Annotated in this window: 20 protein-coding genes and 1 pseudogene; 15 read left to right on the forward strand and 6 right to left on the reverse strand. The window is 31.9% G+C overall.

Annotated features, from left to right (window positions below; all coding sequences use genetic code 11):
• Positions 1-231 (reverse strand): annotated as a pseudogene (locus EAH81_RS11280) (DDE transposase); the annotation flags it as partial.
• A 214-nt stretch (positions 232-445) separates the two neighbouring features.
• Here EAH81_RS11280 and EAH81_RS11285 point away from each other — a divergent pair.
• Together EAH81_RS11285 and lpxA are read left to right on the forward strand one after the other, a co-directional pair.
• Positions 446-1,009: a Crp/Fnr family transcriptional regulator gene (locus EAH81_RS11285; protein WP_140507037.1), complete on the forward strand. Its 564-nt coding sequence runs from the start codon at positions 446-448 to the stop codon at positions 1,007-1,009.
• A 58-nt stretch (positions 1,010-1,067) separates the two neighbouring features.
• Positions 1,068-1,865, forward strand: a complete 798-nt coding sequence (gene lpxA / locus EAH81_RS11290; RefSeq protein WP_410501106.1) for an acyl-ACP--UDP-N-acetylglucosamine O-acyltransferase — start codon at positions 1,068-1,070, stop codon at positions 1,863-1,865.
• Between the two features lie 118 nt (positions 1,866-1,983).
• Here lpxA and EAH81_RS11295 read toward each other — a convergent pair whose 3' ends face one another.
• From EAH81_RS11295 to EAH81_RS11305, 3 genes are read right to left on the reverse strand one after another with little or no spacing between them, the layout of a single operon-like run.
• On the reverse strand, positions 1,984-4,407 hold the full coding sequence (locus EAH81_RS11295; protein ID WP_140507041.1) for an ABC transporter permease: 2,424 nt from the start codon (positions 4,405-4,407) through the stop codon (positions 1,984-1,986).
• A 48-nt stretch (positions 4,408-4,455) separates the two neighbouring features.
• Positions 4,456-6,867, reverse strand: a complete 2,412-nt coding sequence (locus EAH81_RS11300) for an ABC transporter permease (protein ID WP_140507043.1) — start codon at positions 6,865-6,867, stop codon at positions 4,456-4,458.
• A complete protein-coding gene (locus EAH81_RS11305; RefSeq protein ID WP_140507045.1) occupies positions 6,860-7,585 on the reverse strand; it encodes an ABC transporter ATP-binding protein in 726 nt (241 codons plus the stop codon). The genes EAH81_RS11300 and EAH81_RS11305 overlap by 8 nt, the downstream gene beginning before the upstream one ends.
• Positions 7,586-7,862: 277 nt before the next feature.
• On the opposite strand from EAH81_RS11305, the gene EAH81_RS11310 reads away from it, so the two are divergent.
• The 12 genes from EAH81_RS11310 (at position 7,863) to EAH81_RS11365 (ending at position 17,981) form a co-directional block, all read left to right on the forward strand.
• Positions 7,863-9,212, forward strand: coding sequence for a sigma-54-dependent transcriptional regulator (locus EAH81_RS11310; RefSeq protein WP_140507047.1), 1,350 nt, complete (start codon positions 7,863-7,865; stop codon positions 9,210-9,212).
• A gap of 1 nt (position 9,213) precedes the next feature.
• Entirely contained in the window at positions 9,214-10,548 is a 1,335-nt protein-coding gene (locus EAH81_RS11315) for a sensor histidine kinase (protein ID WP_140507684.1), read from the forward strand.
• A 139-nt stretch (positions 10,549-10,687) separates the two neighbouring features.
• Positions 10,688-11,917: a hypothetical protein gene (locus EAH81_RS11320; protein ID WP_140507049.1), complete on the forward strand. Its 1,230-nt coding sequence runs from the start codon at positions 10,688-10,690 to the stop codon at positions 11,915-11,917.
• Between the two features lie 14 nt (positions 11,918-11,931).
• Positions 11,932-12,723 carry a hypothetical protein gene (locus tag EAH81_RS11325; RefSeq protein ID WP_140507051.1) on the forward strand — a complete coding sequence of 264 codons (792 nt, stop codon included), beginning with the start codon at positions 11,932-11,934 and terminating at the stop codon, positions 12,721-12,723.
• Positions 12,720-13,223 carry an endonuclease V gene (locus EAH81_RS11330; RefSeq protein ID WP_140507053.1) on the forward strand — a complete coding sequence of 168 codons (504 nt, stop codon included), beginning with the start codon at positions 12,720-12,722 and terminating at the stop codon, positions 13,221-13,223. Before EAH81_RS11325 ends, EAH81_RS11330 begins: the two co-directional genes overlap by 4 nt.
• A 136-nt stretch (positions 13,224-13,359) precedes the next feature.
• A complete protein-coding gene (locus EAH81_RS11335) occupies positions 13,360-13,953 on the forward strand; it encodes a YdeI/OmpD-associated family protein (protein WP_140507055.1) in 594 nt (197 codons plus the stop codon).
• A gap of 18 nt (positions 13,954-13,971) precedes the next feature.
• Entirely contained in the window at positions 13,972-14,436 is a 465-nt protein-coding gene (locus EAH81_RS11340; RefSeq protein ID WP_140507057.1) for a DUF6790 family protein, read from the forward strand.
• Positions 14,437-14,467: 31 nt separating this feature from the next.
• Positions 14,468-14,923 (forward strand): SRPBCC family protein, encoded by a 456-nt coding sequence (locus tag EAH81_RS11345; RefSeq protein WP_140507059.1) that lies wholly within the window; start codon positions 14,468-14,470, stop codon positions 14,921-14,923.
• Between the two features lie 10 nt (positions 14,924-14,933).
• A complete protein-coding gene (locus EAH81_RS11350) occupies positions 14,934-15,497 on the forward strand; it encodes a DUF4256 domain-containing protein (protein WP_140507061.1) in 564 nt (187 codons plus the stop codon).
• Between the two features lie 428 nt (positions 15,498-15,925).
• Entirely contained in the window at positions 15,926-16,732 is an 807-nt protein-coding gene (locus EAH81_RS11355) for an SDR family oxidoreductase (RefSeq protein ID WP_140507063.1), read from the forward strand.
• 11 nt (positions 16,733-16,743) lie between these two features.
• On the forward strand, positions 16,744-17,049 hold the full coding sequence (locus tag EAH81_RS11360) for a hypothetical protein (protein WP_140507065.1): 306 nt from the start codon (positions 16,744-16,746) through the stop codon (positions 17,047-17,049).
• Between the two features lie 17 nt (positions 17,050-17,066).
• Positions 17,067-17,981, forward strand: a complete 915-nt coding sequence (locus tag EAH81_RS11365) for a helix-turn-helix domain-containing protein (protein WP_140507067.1) — start codon at positions 17,067-17,069, stop codon at positions 17,979-17,981.
• 71 nt (positions 17,982-18,052) lie between these two features.
• On the opposite strand, the gene EAH81_RS11370 is transcribed toward EAH81_RS11365, so the two are convergent.
• Both EAH81_RS11370 and EAH81_RS11375 read right to left on the reverse strand, forming a co-directional pair.
• Entirely contained in the window at positions 18,053-18,487 is a 435-nt protein-coding gene (locus EAH81_RS11370; RefSeq protein ID WP_140507069.1) for a PepSY-like domain-containing protein, read from the reverse strand.
• Positions 18,488-18,618: 131 nt separating this feature from the next.
• Positions 18,619-19,014: a VOC family protein gene (locus EAH81_RS11375; RefSeq protein WP_140507071.1), complete on the reverse strand. Its 396-nt coding sequence runs from the start codon at positions 19,012-19,014 to the stop codon at positions 18,619-18,621.
• Between the two features lie 131 nt (positions 19,015-19,145).
• Between EAH81_RS11375 and EAH81_RS11380 the strand changes: the two genes are divergently transcribed.
• Positions 19,146-19,715 carry a Crp/Fnr family transcriptional regulator gene (locus EAH81_RS11380; protein WP_140507073.1) on the forward strand — a complete coding sequence of 190 codons (570 nt, stop codon included), beginning with the start codon at positions 19,146-19,148 and terminating at the stop codon, positions 19,713-19,715.
• Positions 19,716-19,764: the final 49 nt, after the last annotated feature.

The raw sequence follows: 19,764 nt of genomic DNA on the forward strand, positions 1-19,764 counted from the left end.
GATATGCAAATAAACTTGATGTCCACGAATAGGAAAATCCTGAACCGTTATCTCCTCAAAGAATCCTTTTGAACTTAATTTAGATTCTCTGTATTCTTTAGGTATTGAATTAATCTCTTTTAGATAAAGATGAAGTGTTTCACCTTCTTTTTTATAAGACGTGAGTTCAAAGTAGTCTACTATTATTTCAGGTAATAATAACTTAAGAAGGTCGATAAAAGAATCTTGCATTGGGGGTAATTTTAAAATACAAATATCTATATTTTAATATTTCTCCACAACAATATGTTTTGACCCGAAGTTTATGACTTATTCCTTTAGTTAAGAATAAAGATATTTTAAATCTATTATTTTAAGATAAACTTATTTTCTTTGGATAGTATTATAATTTTAAAATCCTTTCTTAAATTATATTGATAAATTTGTTTGATTAACAATTTGAAGAATGACAGAGCTAATTAATGTGATTAAAAGTTTTCAAGAGTTGGATTTTGAAACTGAGCAAGCTATACACAAGTATTTCATTGTAGAGAAGTTTAAGAAAGAGGAACTGATTATTCAAGAAGGGAAAATCTGTAGTAAAGTGTATTTTATTAAATTGGGGACTGTTCGAAGATTTTGTCTGGAAGATGGAATTGAAGTGACAAAATGGATTTATACGAGCAATCAATTTATTACTTCTTTGAGTAGTTTTTTTGAAGAAAAACCTTCTTTTGAAAATTTTCAGGTATGTGAAGAAACAACAGTATATTCTTTGTCATATAGTGACGAACAGATTTTATTAGAATATCCTCTATTCTCTAAATTTCATATTAAGCAATTAAGACTTTATCTTTCTAAGATAAACGAGTTTCATCACTTATTTAGAGTAATGAATGCTCAGGAGAAGTATTCTTATCTTCTTCATTCTTTTCCTCAGATTATTTTAAAAGCAAAATTAAAACATGTTGCCTCTTTAATTGGAGTCAGTCAGGAAACATTAAGCCGAATTAGAGCCGCGATTAATTGACTTTAGATCAAGAAAAGTGTTTTTATTTTACTCAATATTTGCAGTCAATTAAAATAGATTGAATTTGAAATATGTGATTATTGGACGAAAAGCAAATATTGGAAAGAACGTACAGATTGGAAATTTTAGCACAATTGAAAATGATGTTATAATTGGTGACAATACCTGGATTGGAAATAATGTTACCATTTTAAATGGTTGTAGAATTGGTAGTAATTGTCAAGTATATTCGGGTGCTGTGTTAGCTGGAATTCCGCAAGATTTGAAATATAAAGGTGAATATACTTTGCTGGAGATTGGAAACTATAATATTATTCGTGAGTTTGTAACTATAAATAGAGGAACTGCTTCTAAACAAAAAACGGTAGTGGGAGATCATAATTTAATAATGTCTAATGCGCATATTGGTCATGATTGTTCGATTGGTAATAATTGTATTATTGGTAATAATTGTATTATTGGTTTTAGTGTAGGAATGGCGGGTGAAGTAAGAGTTGAAGATTATGTAAATATTAGCGGTTTATCTGTAATTCATCAATTTTCGGTTATTGGCAGACACAGTATGATAAGTGGAATGAGTAGGATTGTTAAGGATATTCCACCTTTTATCATGGCTGCGCGTGAACCACTTTCTTATGTTGGACTAAATGTTATTGGGTTGAAAAGAAGCAGTTTTTCAATTGATAAAATTGAAGAACTGAAAGATATTTACCGCGTTATTTTTCAGGAGAAGAGAAATACTTCACTTGCATTGAAGTTGATCGAAAATGAATTTAAGCAAACGATGGAACGAGATTTAATTTTAGAGTTTATAAGAGAATCTAAAAGAGGCATTGTAAAAGGATTATTTTCTTAGTTAATTTTTTAGTACTAACATAACTAAAAAACTCCTTAAGTAATTAAGGAGTTTTTCGTGACTAATATTAACAATTTATTTAAAAAATATGATGTGGAGGGTTAATGGTATAAATCTTCTATTCATATTTCAAATACTGCAAAACATCTGTTTTTGTAGCTGCATAAGCTCTTGAAAGCACAATAATTAAAGTAAGAATTAAGAGCGTTGCAAAGCCTGAAATAAATGGCAGTAAGGTTATATCAATTCTGAATGCAAAATTTTCCAGCCATTTATTCAATAAATAGTACACAGGAAGTAAGGCCAATAAAAATCCTATTAGACAATATATGACGTATTGTTTTGATAGTTCCTTTAATAAAACATTTGTGTTAGCTCCAAGCGTTTTTCTTATGGCGATTTCTTTCATGCGTCTTTGGATGGAGTAAGAAGCCAATGCTAATAATCCGAAAAGGGCAATAAGTATTACAATTACATTAAGCAACGAAAAAAGATTTTTTTGCTTTATGTATGCCTCATACGTCCTTGCGTATTGTTTGTCTACAAAATCGTATTTAAACGGATATTCAGTATCAACTTTGCTTTTCCAGAATTTTTCGATGTCAGCAATGGTATTTTCTATAGTGTTAGATTTTAGTTTTACGTAGATGACATTCATATTTTCAGCCATATTTAATGCTTTTATATGATAAAAAGTCATTGGTGGAACTGCGACTTCGGGACTTAATAAATTAAAGTCTTTGACAATACCAATAATTTTCATTGGTTGATTTCCAATTCTGATTTCGGTATTAATTGGATCTTTGATGTTCATTAGTTTCAAAGCTGTTTCATTTATTAAAACAGAATTGGTGGTATCTGAAGCCAGTTTTCGATCAAAATCTCTTCCTTTAATTACTTTTATCTTCATCAAGTCGAGCATTCCAAAATCGAGTCCGATTGCTTTTTGCTTGAAAAGTTCCTCTTTGTACCAAATTGGAGCTAAAGAATTGTCAGTTCCATCAAATGAAATTAAACCTGCCGAAACTTTATCAACCCCTTTTATCTTGGTTAGTTCTTCTTTTATGGTATTGTAACGGTCATAAATCTTTTTCCCAATTTGATCTCCTTCATAATAGGAAGATGGAAAATTTAGAGAGATAGCCAATACCTGATCACCTTTAAAACCTAAATCTTTATTGCTTAAATATTGTATTTGTTTGTAAACAATATTTGAGCCAATGATAAAAAAGGACGCAATTGCAAACTGAAAAATTAACATTCCGTTGCGAAGCCAAACACCGCTTTTGCTTCTTTCGAAATTGCCTTTTAATACTTTCGCGGTTTCGAAGTTTGAAACATAAAACGCCGGAAATATTCCTGCGACTAATATGGTTACAATAAAAATCGAAATCAATTGCAGGTAAAATTGTCCTCCAACAATCATGAGGTTTTTTCCCAGATAATTATTATAATAGGGCAGACTTAATTCGACAATTACAAGTGCAAATAGAATTGAAAACGAACTGATAAGTACCGTTTCAAAAATAAACTGAATAATAATATCGCTTTTTGAAGCGCCTAATATTTTGCGGATTCCAACTTCTTTTGCTCGTTTTATAGCATTAGCGGTTGCCATATTTATATAATTGACGATGGATAAAATCAGTATTAAAACTGATAACCCAGCCATAATTAATAGAAATTGATAATTTCCTCTTCCTTCAGGATAACCGTCGGCTATAGAATGTAAGCGCGCTTGTGAAAGTGGTTCCATAAAAATTTTAAAATGACCTATCTTTTTCTCCATTTCCGTGGGAGTCATTCCGGCTTCTTTAGAACTTTTTACAATGATTTCGTCATAATATACTTTCTCCAACATTCTGATAGTTGCGCCAATTTTAGTAACATCTTTTACTTTCAAAAGTATTTTTAAAGCAAAAAGACTTCTGTTTATATCCGGATTGACCAAATCTTTCATCGTATTGATAATTGCATTTGGAGCAATTGAAGAATTTCCGGGAATGCGATATACTGCACGAACTGTAAACATTTTACCAAAAGAATTTACTTGTTTACCAATTGGGTTTTCATTCCCAAATATTCTTTTTGCAATATCTTCTGAAATGGCAATACTTGTTCCATCCTTTAAGGCTGAAGCTGCATTTCCTTTTATAATCTCAAAAGGGAAAAGAGAAAAGAAACCACTTTCGACATTGATAATTTTATCGACGAATTCTTTTTTTCCGTTATAGACAATTTTATCTTTTTGATACCAATTATCTGCATAAACTATTGTTTCTATGTTTGGATCATTTTCTAAATGTGCCTTTAAGCGAGCCGAATTTTCTGAAACAGCTGGCATATCACTCAATTGAACCAAAACCTGATATACCTTTTCTTTTTCAGGATTCCATTGATTGTAACTTTGTTCGTTATTCCAATAAAGCAAGGCAAAAATCACTCCCGCAATTCCTATTGACAATCCCAAAATATTGAGAAATGAAAATAATTTATTGTGCTTAAGCTGATAAATAAATATGTTGATATAATTTAAAATCATAGTTTTAGTTATGGGGTTGAGAATAAAAAAAATTTGCAGTCTTTTTATTTATTCATATTTCAGATATTTTAAAACATCAATTTTGGTTACCTGATAAGCTTTTGCCAGCACAATTGTCAAGGTTAAAAACATCAACGCAATTAGAGCAGCAAAAAATGGAAGAACTGGAATGTCAATTCTAAAAGCAAAATTTTCAAGCCATTTTCGCAATAAAAGAAAAGCTGGAATTATTCCGATAGTAAAACCAATCAAACAAAAAATCACATATTGTTTTGATAACTCTTTGAGTAAAATATTGGTTTCTGCGCCTAATGTTTTTCTGATGGCAATTTCTCGTAATCTTCTTTCCATAGAAAAAGAGGCTAAAGCAAATAATCCGAAGACGGCAATTAGAATAACAATTCCATTGAGAAGAGAAAACAATTGACTTTGGTTTTGATACTGTTTATAGGTTCGGGCAAAGTTTCTGTCTACAAAATTGTATTCAAAAGGATATTCAGCATCAACTTTTGTTCGCCAAAATTTATCCAGAGCAGCAATTGTTTGAGGCATATCCTGCGGAGCAATTTTAACTGAAATATTACGTAAATCTTTTTGTATAAAATCGAAAGCGGTAATGTGAAAAAAGATCATTGGCGCAATTCTATTTTCAAGCCCAAAATAATTAAAGTCTTTTACTATCCCTACGACTTTTAATTTTCTGCTTCCCCAAACAATTTCTTTATTTAAAGGATCTTTTTCCATTAAAGTTTTAGCCGCAGTTTCATTCAGTAAAACATTAGAAAGTGTGTCTGAAGCAAATTTCTCAGATAAATTTCTTCCTTTAATTATTCGTATTCCTAAAACATCAAGCATTCCAAAATCAATGGGCATTTGTTGCGTTATAACTTCTTTATTGTCTTTATAATGCATACCTGACCAGGAATTTACATTGGTTCCGATAGAAAATACTCCGGCAGAAACCGCTTGAACACCTTTTATTTTTAAGAGCTCTTGTCTTATTGTTTTATATCTTTCAAATTGTTTTTGATCTTTTTTTGGTTTAAAAGAAATGTCCATTACCTGCGCTCCTTTAAAACCTAAATCTTTTTCTGTCATATAATTTACCTGTTGATAAACTATAAAAGAACCAATTATAAAAAAAGTAGCTATCGCAAATTGTAAAACTAACATTCCGTTTCTAAGCCAAATTCCGTTTTTACTACGGGAATAATTTCCTTTTAAAACTTTCAAAGGCTCAAAATTCGAAACATATATTGCCGGTAAAACTCCTGAAACCAGAATTACAATTATAAAAATGAAGATTAATTGTAAATAGAGTTGGGAACCTTCAAGAATAAGGTTTTTGTCTAAAAGCGAATTATAAAATGGCAATGACAGCTCAACAATTACCAGTGCAAGTAAGAGAGAAAAAAGCGTAATTAAGGTGGTTTCAAATACAAATTGAGCGATAATTTGTGGCTTTGTAGCGCCAACAATTTTTCGTACACCAACTTCTTTGGCACGTTTTACTGCGTTTGCGGTCGCAAGGTTAATATAATTTACAATCGACAACAATAAAATAAGTATAGATAATCCCATTAATATCCGCAAAAATGGCAGATTTCCGTTTCCTTCCGGAAAAGGATAATTTCCCTGAAAAAGTCTTGCGTGAGGAAGCGGTAATAATTTGGCTTTTACAGGGTCACCATACATTTTTAGAAAAGTTTCATAGGTTACTCCTTCTTCTTTTGCCTGTTTTTTGTAGTTGTCCTCAATAAAAATTTCATCTAATTTTTTGATGACTCTTGTCGTATCACTTTGTTGTTTTAATTTTAGCATTAAGCCGAAATTAAATCCCCAATTATCTTTCTTTTTTTCCAGTTCATCTTCAATTATTGTTGTAACAGCAGCAGGCATTACTGAAGATTTTTCAGTTAATCGATAAACACCACGAACAACGAAAATTTTGTCGGCATATTTAACCTGTCTTCCCATGGGGTTTTCATTCTTGAATAAGCGAGATGCAGCTTCTTCAGAAAAAGCGATACTGTTACGGTCGTGAAGAGCACTTTTTCCGTTACCACGAGTAAATTCAAAAGGGAAAAAAGAGAAAAAGTTACCCTGAGCAGAAAAAATGTTGTCTACCAATTCTATTTTTCCATTATACTGCATGGTTTCTCTAGCATAACCAGTTGTAAAGTAGCAATAATCTTGTAAGCCTGAAGTGGTTGATTTTAATAATGGAGCCGTTATAGGCGAGTTTACCGCCCAAACATTCCCTCCGCCAAGGTCATTTAAAACGGCATAAATTTTATTTTTTCCAGGATTCCATTCATCGTATGAATGTTCTTCATTCCAATATATAGTGGCAAAAATTAATCCTGCAATTCCAATACTCAAACCCAAAACATTCAAAGCCGTAAAGAATTTGTTGCTTTTGATGTGGTAAATAAATATGTTAGTCCAATTTTTAAGCATGATCGTAATTGTTTAAATTGGCTGCAAAAACATCAACATTTCTATTATTTATTTTTTCAGAAAGAATAATTCCGTCCTTCATTAAAATTGTTCTTTGCGAAAAAGAAGCGTCATAATCTGAGTGAGTAACCATCAAAATTGTGGCGCCAGTTGCATGAAGATCTGTTAATAATTCCATCACTTCATTTCCGTTTCTGCTGTCCAGATTTCCTGTAGGCTCATCTGCAAGAATGATTTTCGGATCATTAATCAAAGCTCTTGCCACGGCGACACGTTGTTGCTGACCTCCCGAAAGTTGTTGTGGATAATGTTTCAATCGGTGTGAAATACCTAATTTAGTGGCAATGTCCAGTACTTTTTTCTTTCTTTCTGAAGAAGGAACATCATTATAAATAAGAGGTAATTCTATATTATCAAAAACAGAAAGTTCATCAATCAAGTTGAAATTTTGAAAAATGAAACCTATGTTTTCTTTTCTTGCCTTAGATTTTAATTTCTCTTTAATGCCAATCATTTCCTGTCCTAACAATTCATAACTTCCAGCAGAAGCACTGTCCAGTAAACCAATGATATTCAATAAAGTCGATTTCCCGCTTCCGGATGGTCCCATGATCGAGACAAAATCGCCTTGATTGATGGTTAATGAAATTTCGCTCAAAGCGTTAGTTTCTACTTCTTCTGTTCTGAAAATTTTTGAAAGATTCTTGATGTTGATCATAATCGTTGTTTTAAGATTGATGTTTTTAAAGATTTTTATTGTCAGAAGTAACAGAAACAGCTTCGAAATTAAGATAATTAACAATATAATTGATAGATGTCTATTTTTGTTACTTTTACCAACAATAATGTTTCACTATTTGATGATTTACTAATCTAATTGTGATTTTCGTGCCAAAATTTTAAAGATTGTAACTGCCTTATTTTTACAATTTTATTTTTCCAAAGAAATCTGAAGTGTCCATAATTGGACAGCTTTCGTCCAAAACCGAACAAAAATGAAAAAGACAAATGCCTCAATATTAATTATCGACGATCAGGAAGACATCCTTTTTGCGTCGAAAGTGTTCCTGAAAAAGTATTTTGAAGACATTTATACGCTCAATAATCCAAAAAATATTGTTGAATTATTATCGAAAAAAACAATCGATGTTGTTTTACTCGACATGAATTACAGAATTGGTTTTGAAGACGGAAGAGAAGGTTTGTATTTATTGAATGAAATAAAAACGCTTTCGCCAAAAACCGTTGTGATTTTAATGACCGCTTTCGGAAAAGTTGAAACAGCTGTTGAAGGATTAAAAAATGGTGCTTTTGATTATATTTTAAAACCATGGGAAAACAAAAAACTACTTGAAACGGTAAAACAAGCCGTGGATAAATCCAGAAAAGAACAGAAGAAAGTTAAGAATGTTGAAATCGAAAATGACTTTTTTACCGGTACTTCAGAAATTATAAAAAAAGCATATTCACTGGCAGATAAAGTGGCAAAAACGGATGCGAATGTTTTGATTCTTGGAGAAAACGGAACAGGGAAATTTGTTCTGGCACATCATATTTTTAGTCAATCCGAAAGAAAAAACAATCCATTTGTGGCGGTAGATTTGGGATCTTTAAATTCTAATATTTTCGAAAGTGAATTGTTCGGTTATGCAAAAGGTGCTTTTACAGATGCAAAAATAGATACTCCCGGACGTTTTGAAATGGCTCAAAACGGAACTATTTTTCTGGATGAAATTGGGAATGTTCCGTTGCATTTGCAATCTAAACTTTTGCAGGTTATTCAAACCAAAACGGTAACAAGATTAGGAGAAACCAAACCAAGACCTTTAAATGTTCGAATTATTACCGCAACAAATTTGAATTTGAAAGAAGAAGTTGCCGATAAAAATTTCAGGGAAGATTTGTATTATAGAATCAATACAATGGAAATTATTTTGCCTCCGTTGCGCGAACGAAACGAAGATAAAATTCCGTTGGCAGAATATCTTTTGGATAAAATGATCGAAAAATACGGAAGGGACGAAATTACTTTTGATAAAAAAGTTTTGGAACAAATCGAGAAACACGCCTGGAATGGAAACATCCGGGAAATGGAAAATAAAATTGAGCGCGCCGTAATTCTTTGTGAAAACAATAAAATTACAGTTGCTGATTTAGATTTGGAAACGATTACGGCTTATGAAGAAACCCCGGATGATATTCAACTTTCTTCTGTTGAGAAAGCTGCAGTCGAAAAAGTTTTACTAAAAAACAATAATAATATTAGTAAAACTGCCGAAGAATTGGGATTGTCGCGAGGCGCACTGTATCGACGTTTAGAGAAATATAACATCAATGTCAATTAATATGTTTAAATCGTTTCAGACTTATAAATTGCTGTTTTTGCGATTAATTTTTATTGTGGCAGGAATTGAATTTTCGATTTACTTTTTTAAAGATGGTTTACTTTTTACGGGAGTATTTGGACTTTTTATTGTTTTTCTGTTAGTTCGGGAAATGTATTTCTATGTTCGAAATTTTGTTTTGCTTTATGATAAAACCATTGCTTCGATTTTGCAGAATGATTTTACATCCGATTTCACGAAACATAAATTCAATAAAAGTTATAATGATTTGTTTCTGTTGTATGATACTTTAAAAAACAAACAAAACGAGCAGGTTTCAAAAGATATTATTTACCGTTCGATCTTAAATAATATCGAAACAGGAATTGTTATTTTGCAAAAGCAGGAAAATGACTGGGATATTTTTTTAATGAACGATTATTTTTCTTCGAATTTTAATGTTCCTAAAGTTTCTAAATGGAAATATTTAAAGAATCAATTACCAACTTTATGCGAAATCATCGAAGAAGATAATTTTCAGGAAATAAAAACATCTGTAGAAATCAGGATAAACGAGCAAAACATGCAAACATTTGTTTTGCAGGCTTCGAGAACAGAGATTTTCGAAAAAGATTATTTTATTGTTTTACTGGATTCGATTCAGAATGTTGTTGAGAAAAAAGAAAAAGACGCATGGGTAAATTTGATGAAAGTGATTTCGCATGAACTTTTAAATTCCATAACGCCAATTCGTTCTATTTGCCAGAATTTGCAGGATTTGGTCGAGCAGGATTCTTTATCGGCTGAAGATTTGGAAGATATCAAAAATAGTGTTGAAACCATGTTAAGACGAAGTGATCATCTTCAAAAATTTGTCGAAGGTTATCGAAAACTGGCAATGCTTCCTTCTCCTAAAAAGGAAAAAATTGAATTGCAGCATTTGATAGACAATTGTATACAAATTATGACTCCTTTATTTAAGGAAAATCAGATTGGAGTTGTAAATGCAATCTCTTTTAAACGTTGGGTAAATGTTGACTCTCAGCAAATCGAGCAAGTTTTGATTAATCTTCTCACGAATTGTATTTATGCCTTAAAAGATATTACTGAGAAACAAGTTTTAATTTCGGCGGAAGCCAAAGAAAACCGAATTTTCATCAGAATTTCTGATAATGGAAATGGAATCGAAAAGGAAATTGAAAACAAGATTTTTCTACCTTTTTTTACCACCAGAAATGAAGGTGCAGGAATTGGTTTGACACTTTCTAAAAATATTATTGAAGCGCATGGCGGATATATTGCGCACAAAAATGAAGGTGGAAAAACTGTTTTTGAGATTTCTTTGGTTGAGGAATGATATTTTCTAAATCATTTTTTACAATAAATTTAATTCTATATTAGCAATTATAAAACTAAGTTAGCATTGCAAAGAATGGAATGATAACTATTAGTAAAAAGGAAAAACGGCCTAAATCTTTATCAAATTTAAATACAAAATGAGCACATCAAATATTGAAAACAAAATTTCTAAAGACAAAAATATTCTCATTGTTCTACAAGAAAATATAGAATTAAACTCTGAACTTCATTATTTGACTGAAAATTTTTGTGGTTCAGTAGTAAAGAATCTATCAGAAATTCAGACTTCTTTAAGTGATAAAAGAATTTATGCTTGTGGAGATATAAATCAGCTTAAAAATGATAACGAAACTTTTTTTGTAATTAAAGAGCTTTCTGTAAATTACGAAAATTATATTGGAGAAAATATTCAATTAATAACACTTGGTAAAGTTCCAATTCTTGTTAGTAATGCTGGTATTTATTTTAGAGATATGTTTGATAGTGGTGATTATTTTAATGCAATTAAATCAGAACATACATTTCAGCATTTAACGGAATCGAACAAAGATTCTATGGCTTTAAGAACTGGAATTTACCTGACGGAAGTTTCAAAAGAAAAAGCCGAAGCTAAGGAAATATTGCATTATCGACTTTTAAGATGTTCGAGTAATTTTACCGGACCAACGGATAATTTCCGCGACACAGATCATGTTATAATCGATTCATTAAACGATGCTATTAAATTTACTTTTGAAGAAGAAACAAAACTAAATCATGCTTTGGTTCAGATTTATGAGAATAAAATGAAAACCGAAGAAAATGCAAAAGAGGTAAAATCGAAAATAAAAGCGCATTCTGATAAAATTAAGGATATGCCAAAAGATGGTATTATTGCCTTTTGTACCTTTTATGATACATCAAATTTTGACAAATTAGCGCCATCAAAAAATGACAGATATGATTGGTGTTATAAACAAACGAGCGGATTAACAAGACTTCAGTTTAAATTGAAAAATACAGTAAATGATCCCGCTTTAGAAAAAGAATTCAGTGTTACATTATATCCAAATTCAGCATTTTTAATACCGCTTTCTACCAACAGATTATATACGCATGAAATTAAACCTTCGGTATTAAATGTAGATCAAATCCCGATTAGAATGGGTTATGTAGCACGTTGTTCAAACTTGGAAGCTTTGCACAAAAACGGTCAGACTTATATTAAGGAGAATGGCGAATTAGTAAAACTGGAGCAAATGACTCCGGAAACAATGACCAATTTGCGAAACTCTTATTATGAAGAAAATAGCAGCGAAAAGAATGTTGAATACGGAAAAATTCATTTCAGTATGAATTCAGGTGATTATGAAAAACCAATCTATTAATCTGAATTTATATAATGAATAACTCAGGCTTTTATAAAATTACACTTCTTTTAGAGAAAGACTTATTTGAGGATTTATTAGAATCTGCAGATTTTGAAAACGTAGCCAAAGGCAGAATCGGAAATCATTTGGTTAAAGTAGGAGAAAAAGGTATTCCGATAGTGAGAACTACGACAATGTATGATATACCGGCAAATAATTTTTCGGCTATTCATAACCAAATAATAGAAAGTTTAAATGTTGAAAATCAAAATGGCGATAAGAATTTGCCATTGTTAGATTTTGATAATGCTTTGATAGAAGTGTATGATTGTAATTATACGACAATGAAATACCATTCAGATCAAAGTATGGATCTGGAAGCAGATTCTTATATTGGGCTTTTTACGTGCTACGAAAACCCAAATGAACTTACGGAAAAAAATATAAGAAAGCTGAAACTTAAAGACCGAACAACGGATGAAGAATTTGAGATTTCGCTAACGCATAATTCAGTTTTTTTATTTTCGCTGGCAACCAATGCAAAGTTTCTTCATAAGATTATATTAGAATCGGTTCCAAGCCCAAAACGATCAGAAAAAGACAATAAATGGTTGGGAATTACCTTCAGGAAATCGAAGACATTTATCCAATTTAAGGATGATCTTCCTTATTTTTCTGATGGAGAATTATTGACATTGGCTGATGAAGATCAAAAAAGAGAATTTTTTAAATTGAGAGGAGAGGAAAATAACATTCTGAACTTTATTTATCCCAAATTATCATACACACTTAGTGTAAGCGATACTATTTTACCAAAAATATGATACTAGCATTTGATACTTATTACTTCGACGGAAAAGCAAAAACAGTTTGTCTTGAATTTACAGAATGGAACCAAAGTACAGACTTTAAAGTTCACACTGAAATAATTGATAATGTTGAAGAATATATTCCGGGAGAATTTTACAAAAGAGAACTTCCATGTATTCTTAGTCTGTTAAATAAAATGGACTTAAAAAATCTTGAAGTGATTATTGTGGACGGATTTGTTTATCTGGATGATGAAAAGAAATACGGTTTAGGAGGTCATTTATATGAAAAACTAAACAATGAAATTCCGATAATTGGAGTTGCCAAAACAAATTTTGCTTCGATTGAAAAAGACAAAAAAAGTTTGATCAGAGGTGAAAGTATAAAACCATTATATGTCACAGCAATTGGAATTGAATTGGAAGATGCTTTCCAGAAAGTAGCAAGCATGGCGGGAGAATATAGAATGCCAACTTTACTGAGAGAAATGGATCGATTGACGAAGGAAATATAAAGTAAGATTTTTATTTAATGATGTTGATTTCAGGCGTTTTAAAAATCTGTTAAATTTAATTTCTTCTCTCGTAAGATTTTCTAAATTAGCATAAAGTATGAATTTTAATACATAGTAAAATTTAAAACAAAATACTATGACGCCGAATAACACAAATCCTAAAGTTGATTTTTATTTTGATAAAGCCGATAAGTGGCAAAAAGAACTGGAGCAATTAAGAAAAATTGCTCTTGATTGTCAACTTACGGAAGAATTAAAATGGGGAACTCCTTGCTATACTTTAGGAGAAAAGAACATTGTTTTAATACATGACTATAAGGAATATTGTGCTTTTTTGTTTTTTAAAGGCGCTTTGCTAAAAGATACTCATGATATTTTAATTCAGCAATCAGATAATGTACAAGCTGGACGCCAGATCCGGTTTACCAATCTTAAGGAAATAACAGATCAGAAAGATATTTTGAAAACCTATATTTATCAAGCTATTGAAGTAGAAAAAGCAGGTTTGACAGTAGATTTGAAAGAAACTGCTGAATTTGAAGTTTCGGCTGAATTTCAGAAAAAATTAGATGAAATGCCCGACTTAAAAAAAGCATTTAACGCCTTAACACCAGGACGGCAAAGAGGTTATTTGTTGCATTTTTCTCAACCCAAACAATCCAAAACAAGAGAGTCAAGAGTCGAAAAAAACATACCAAATATTCTGGACGGAAAAGGATTGAAGGATTAGGTTGTAAATTTATTTATTATGAGTAAAAAATATTTCATCGGCGTGACTTTAATGACTTTTATAATTCCAATAGTTGGATTTATGATTGAGGCATTTATGAAAAATATTCCGTTTACATTTATCGTATTCTGCAAGTGGTTTATTTTTTCAGCGGTAGGACTTCGTTTAGTTGTTGCCGGAATTCAGCAATCAGTAAAACCAGCTTTTACGGCAAAGGAAATTTTTCATATCAAAAGTTCGGATAGTTTTCCAATTATACGCGAATTAGGATTTGCTAATTTATGTTTTGGTTTGGTTGGAATTATTTCGATCTATAAGCCTGAATGGAGAATTGTTAGTGCTTTTGCAAGCGGACTTTATTTTGGTATTGCCGGATTGCAGCATTTAATAAAGAAGCCAGTCAGCGCCAATGAAACTTATGCATTATGGACAGATTTATTAATTTTTATTGTGTTATTGGCATACTTTATTTTGACAATATAAAGGCTAAAAGTAATTTTAATTATACCAAATTATGGAAAAATCAAACAATATAACAAATCGTGCAATGGATGTTTCCAGGGTATTAAATGCTCCGGTAGATTTAGTTTGGGAAGTTTGGACTAATCCTGAACATATTGCAAATTGGTGGGGACCAAACGGATTCACGAATACCATTCATAAAATGGATTTAAATGACGGAGGCGAATGGAATTTAACGATGCACGGTCCTGACGGAAAAAATTATCAAAACAGAAGTACTTTTGTTGAAATTGTCCCTTTTAAAAAGATTGTTTTTCAGCATTACAATCCCAATTATTTAGCGACAATAATTTTTGAATCGAAAGAAAATAAAACGGTATTGGACTGGACAGGAGTTTTTGAAACCGATGAATTATACGAAACGGTCGTTAAAGTTTTTAAGGCAGACGAAGGATTGATTCAGAATGTAGATAAACTGGAAGAGTATTTACAAACACAAATTGGCTAATAAAGAGATTATGAAAATCAATAAAAAATTGTCATCAGATCAACAAGAAGAAATACTTAGTGTTCTGGAAGCTCGTTTTGAAAATAATCTGAATCGTCATAAAGGGATTGAATGGGATAAAGTACGAACAAAATTATTAGCTAATCCTGAAAAAATTTGGTCACTCGACGAAATGGAAAGAACAGAAGGAGAACCAGATGTTGTAGGTTTTGATGAAAAAACAGTTGAATATATTTTCTATGATTGTTCTGCCGAAAGCCCAAAAGGGCGCAGAAGTATTTGTTACGATCACGAAGCACTCGAAAAAAGAAAAGAACACAAACCCATAAACAGCGCTGCAAATATGGCTGCCGAAATGGGTATCGAAATCCTGACAGAAGAACAATATCGGGAGTTGCACAAACTAGGGAAATTTGACGCAAAAACGTCAAGCTGGATTGTAACAACTCCGGAAATTAGAAAACTTGGCGGCGCATTATTTGCAGATTTTCGATACAATACGGTGTTCGTTTATCATAACGGAGCAGATTCTTATTATGCTGCCAGAGGATTTCGTGGTTCGTTGAGAGTTTAAATTATTTTATAAGTTTTATTTGAAGCTAATCCATACATTTTATCTTTTATGACTCCTGAAGCTCAATGTCATTAAGTTAAGCTTTTTTTAGATAATTAAGACTGAAAAAAAAATCGCGCAAAGTCGCAAAGCCGCCAAGTTTACATACATTTTCTTTGCGACTTTGCGGCTTTGCGCGAGATTTATTCGGCAATATTCCCTTAACTTAATGACATTGCCCGAAACCTCGCGACTGCCATAAAAGGATTTCCTCCCGAAGCTTCGGGACTATCTAGGCGAGGGCATTCAGTTTTATGAGAAATCTAGTGTTTTATAATATCATATTAATTAAAAACACTTGTCATTTTGGCTAATACAAGAACCAAACAGGCTACATTAAAGCTTCTGTTTCTATAGACTTTTGCATTGTAATCTTAAAACAAGAAAAAATGCAAAAAACAATTTTTATCACAGGCGCTTCATCAGGATTAGGAAAAGCTTCGGCAAAATTATTTCATAGTAAAGGCTGGCAAGTCATTGCGACCATGCGTAATCCTGAAAATGAAACCGAATTAGACCAATTAGAAAACGTGATTTTACTTCCGCTTGATGTAACTAATTCGGAACAAATTAATACTACAATTCAAAAAGTTACCAATTTATATTCGATAGATGTTGTAATGAACAATGCCGGTTATGGATTAATTGGTGCTTTAGAATCTTTAGACGATGAACAGATTCATCGCCAAATTACTACAAATTTATTGGGAGTTATTCGGGTTTCAAAAGCTTTTACACCTCATTTCAGAGCCAAAAAAAGTGGTGTTTTTCTAAATATTTCCTCCACATTTGGATTAATTGGATTTCCAACTTGTTCTATTTATAGCGCTACAAAATTTGCTGTAGATGGTTTTTCAGAAAGTATGGCTTATGAATTGGCGCAATTTAATACACAAGTAAAAGTGATTGCTCCGGGCGGAATGCAAACTGATTTTGCCGTTCGATCTATGGAAGTTGGACAACACGATGCCTACGCAAAATTGACCGAAGAAGTGAGTAAAGGATATAGCGCTGAACAAATTGCAAATTACAGCAAGGTAGAAGATATTGCTCAAATTGTGTATGAAGCCGCAACGGATAATAAAAATCAATTGCGATATATTGCTGGAAATGATGCGAATGCTTTGTACAAAGAAAGAGTGAAATCAGGCGCAGAATCGCAAGTACAGAATATCAAAGCAATGTTTACTTTTTAATTTAAAGAATTATGAAAAATCAAGCCATAGAATTGACTACTTTTAAACTTAACGGTTTTACGATCGAGCAATTTATTGAAGCCAATAAAGAAGTAGACGAATTTCTGAAACGTCAGGAAGGATTTAGATCCAGAAATATTTCTGAGTTAAAAAAAGGTATTGTCTACGATATGCTTATTTGGGATAGTAAGGAACAAGGAACCGCCGCAATGCACCAATTAATGACAGAACTTAGTGATTCAGTCGTTCACGATATGATTGATCAAAGTACTGTGAGTTGGAATATTGCAACAATAGAACATTTCGTAAATTTGTAAAAGAAGTATCCCGAACAATGAAAGATCAGCCAAAAATATTCAACAACATATCTGAATTGCATAAAGCCATGGGACAGCCTAAACCCATGCATCCGCTTATTAGTATTCTAAATTATGGCGAAGCAGTTTTTGATCCTAAAGATTTTGAAAAAGGTATTATTTTGAATTTTTACAAGATATCTTTCAAAACTAATTTTACAGGAAAATTGCGCTACGGACATGGTTTTTATGATTTTGAAGAAGGAGGAATGTCATTTGTTTCGCCCGGACAAATTTTGCGTATGCAGGATGAAGAAGCTGATTATAGCGGAATGTCATTGCATATTCATCCGGATTTTTTCAGGCCTTATTCTTTAAATACTAATATAAAAAAATACGGCTTTTTTGGTTATGCTGCTTCTGAAGCTTTGTATTTATCAGAGAAAGAGAAGGAAACTATTTTGGGTGTTTTTGCCAATATTCAGAATGAACTGAATGAACGAATTGATAATTTTAGTCAGGATGTGATTATCTCGCAAATAGAACTTTTGCTCAATTATAGCAATCGGTTTTATAACCGTCAGTTTTTAACCCGAAAAGCGATTAACAATGATGTGCTTGCAAAACTGGAAACGTTATTGAATACTTATTTTGATGACGAAGAAACGATTCTAAATGGAATTCCAACTGTACAATTTGTGGCGGATGAATTGAAACTTTCTCCCAGATATCTCAGTGATTTGCTACGGAATCTTTGTGGTCAGAATACACAACAATTCATTCATGACAAATTAATAGAAAAGGCAAAAGAATATATTGCAACAGGAACATTATCTGTATCTGAGATCGCATATAAATTAGGGTTTGAACATCCGCAATCATTCAATAAATTGTTTAAGAAAAAAACAAATAGCAGTCCAATCGCTTTTAAGGAATCATTTTATAAAAATTAATTCTCTTCCGGAAACAGATTTAGAATCATAAAAAAAACTCCAAAATCATATGACTTTGGAGTTTTTAATTTTTAATCTTTTTTACCTTTTATAAATTTCCCTTCCTTGGTAAATTCCAGATCAATTTTGTTCGTTAAATCTACATCGAGATCTTTGTGACCATAATCAATATGTGTGATTTTTTCGTTTGGATAGTTTTTTGCCACATAATCTTTAATTGATTTCGGAATAAAATCAGTGGGAATTGGTTTTCCATCTCCATCAACTTCGCGGTACGAACCGTCTTTCCAGAATTCTACTTCTGTACCATCTTTAAGTTTGACTTCATATCCTTTTTCGCCATGTTCTGCATCTTTTTTAGCATTAACAACAGTGGTGTGACTAAAATATTTTTTCAGAAAATCCTGTGATGTCTTTGGTAATTCAGTAGTTTCAATTTTCTTTTGTGCATTGCCCGATATTACAAAACCCAGTAACAATGTGGCAAGAATGATTCTCGTTTTCATAGTTTTCATTTTTTAAGGTTGTCGTAAAAGCTAATTTACAATATGCAAAAATGCATTCAAACCAATTTAAGAAAACTTTTGCGATTTAAATTTTGGTAATTATTTAAAGATCAGTTGTGTAGATGTATTTGTTACTTGAGTTTTTGAATAGCTTCTGCAGTAACAGGCGTAAAAAAGTTAATCAAATTACCATCCGGATCACGAAATAATAACGAACGATTTCCCCATGGCATTGTTGTAGGTTCCTGTACAATGTCGTGTACAAAATTCTTAATTCTCTCAAATTCAAGATCAACATTGTCAACACGAAATTCTATAATCACACTTTTGTTACTGGCGGGCTGTGCAACTCCTTCTCCAAAAAAGCTTAATGTTCTCGTACTTCCTATTGCCAAAGTGGACGAACCCATCGTTATTTCTGCAAAGTCTTCGGTGTACCAAATTGCCCTAAAATTAGTTGTATTTTCTAAAAACTGAACCAAACGTTTAATATCAGCCGTAATAATTCTTAATGATGCTAAATTCATAATTTTGTTTTTAATTGTTTATTTAATGCATCAAAAGTAAAGAGGTCTGGTGACAAGAGTATGTCAACAGGGTGTAACTTTTTTTGCCAAATGACAAATCCATCAAGAATAACTTTGATTAACTTGCAGTTATGAAAGAATTTATAGAATACATATTGCAATTTGGAGATTTAAACCAACAGCAACTTGATTTAATTTCGCAGAAAGCGACGGAGTTAAACCTCCCGAAAGACGAGTATTTTTCTGAAGCGGGAAAGATTGCCCAGCAAGTTGGTTTTATTTTAGACGGAATCGTAAGAATTTGCTATTACAACAATAAAGGAGAAGATATTACCACCTATTTTATTGACGAAAATAATCTTGTGGTCGATTTCGAAAGTTTCGAAAATGATATTCCTTCAAATGCTTATGTTCAGGCAGCTATTGATTGTAAATTATTGGTTTTCTCAAAAAAAGACTGGCGAGAACTCTTAGACACTATTATTCCGTGGGAAGCTATAGCACATAAAATTAGTACAAAAAAAATGAAACAAAAAGTAGACAGAAGAAGTCGGTTAGTTTCAGAAGATGCGACGACAAGATATTTGAATTTTCTGGAAATTTACCCCAATGTTGTCAATCGCGTTCCGCTTTCTTACGTTGCTTCTTATTTAGGAGTTACACAATCTTCCTTAAGCCGAATTAGAAAAAATATTCGTTAAATCGCTTTTTGTCAAATGGCAAATGATTTTGTTTTTAAACGAATGACCT

This window comes from Flavobacterium pectinovorum, assembly GCF_006438875.1.
GTDB lineage: Bacteria > Bacteroidota > Bacteroidia > Flavobacteriales > Flavobacteriaceae > Flavobacterium > Flavobacterium pectinovorum_A.

Coding starts and splice junctions, on each gene's coding strand:
- EAH81_RS11285 (WP_140507037.1), top strand. CDS start 446: ATGACAGAGCTAATTAATGTGATTAAAAGTTTTCAAGAGTTGGATTTT.
- EAH81_RS11295 (WP_140507041.1), bottom strand. CDS start 4,407: ATGATTTTAAATTATATCAACATATTTATTTATCAGCTTAAGCACAAT.
- EAH81_RS11300 (WP_140507043.1), bottom strand. CDS start 6,867: ATGCTTAAAAATTGGACTAACATATTTATTTACCACATCAAAAGCAAC.
- EAH81_RS11305 (WP_140507045.1), bottom strand. CDS start 7,585: ATGATCAACATCAAGAATCTTTCAAAAATTTTCAGAACAGAAGAAGTA.
- EAH81_RS11310 (WP_140507047.1), top strand. CDS start 7,863: ATGAAAAAGACAAATGCCTCAATATTAATTATCGACGATCAGGAAGAC.
- EAH81_RS11315 (WP_140507684.1), top strand. CDS start 9,214: ATGTTTAAATCGTTTCAGACTTATAAATTGCTGTTTTTGCGATTAATT.
- EAH81_RS11320 (WP_140507049.1), top strand. CDS start 10,688: ATGAGCACATCAAATATTGAAAACAAAATTTCTAAAGACAAAAATATT.
- EAH81_RS11325 (WP_140507051.1), top strand. CDS start 11,932: ATGAATAACTCAGGCTTTTATAAAATTACACTTCTTTTAGAGAAAGAC.
- EAH81_RS11330 (WP_140507053.1), top strand. CDS start 12,720: ATGATACTAGCATTTGATACTTATTACTTCGACGGAAAAGCAAAAACA.
- EAH81_RS11335 (WP_140507055.1), top strand. CDS start 13,360: ATGACGCCGAATAACACAAATCCTAAAGTTGATTTTTATTTTGATAAA.
- EAH81_RS11340 (WP_140507057.1), top strand. CDS start 13,972: ATGAGTAAAAAATATTTCATCGGCGTGACTTTAATGACTTTTATAATT.
- EAH81_RS11345 (WP_140507059.1), top strand. CDS start 14,468: ATGGAAAAATCAAACAATATAACAAATCGTGCAATGGATGTTTCCAGG.
- EAH81_RS11350 (WP_140507061.1), top strand. CDS start 14,934: ATGAAAATCAATAAAAAATTGTCATCAGATCAACAAGAAGAAATACTT.
- EAH81_RS11355 (WP_140507063.1), top strand. CDS start 15,926: ATGCAAAAAACAATTTTTATCACAGGCGCTTCATCAGGATTAGGAAAA.
- EAH81_RS11360 (WP_140507065.1), top strand. CDS start 16,744: ATGAAAAATCAAGCCATAGAATTGACTACTTTTAAACTTAACGGTTTT.
- EAH81_RS11365 (WP_140507067.1), top strand. CDS start 17,067: ATGAAAGATCAGCCAAAAATATTCAACAACATATCTGAATTGCATAAA.
- EAH81_RS11370 (WP_140507069.1), bottom strand. CDS start 18,487: ATGAAAACGAGAATCATTCTTGCCACATTGTTACTGGGTTTTGTAATA.
- EAH81_RS11375 (WP_140507071.1), bottom strand. CDS start 19,014: ATGAATTTAGCATCATTAAGAATTATTACGGCTGATATTAAACGTTTG.
- EAH81_RS11380 (WP_140507073.1), top strand. CDS start 19,146: ATGAAAGAATTTATAGAATACATATTGCAATTTGGAGATTTAAACCAA.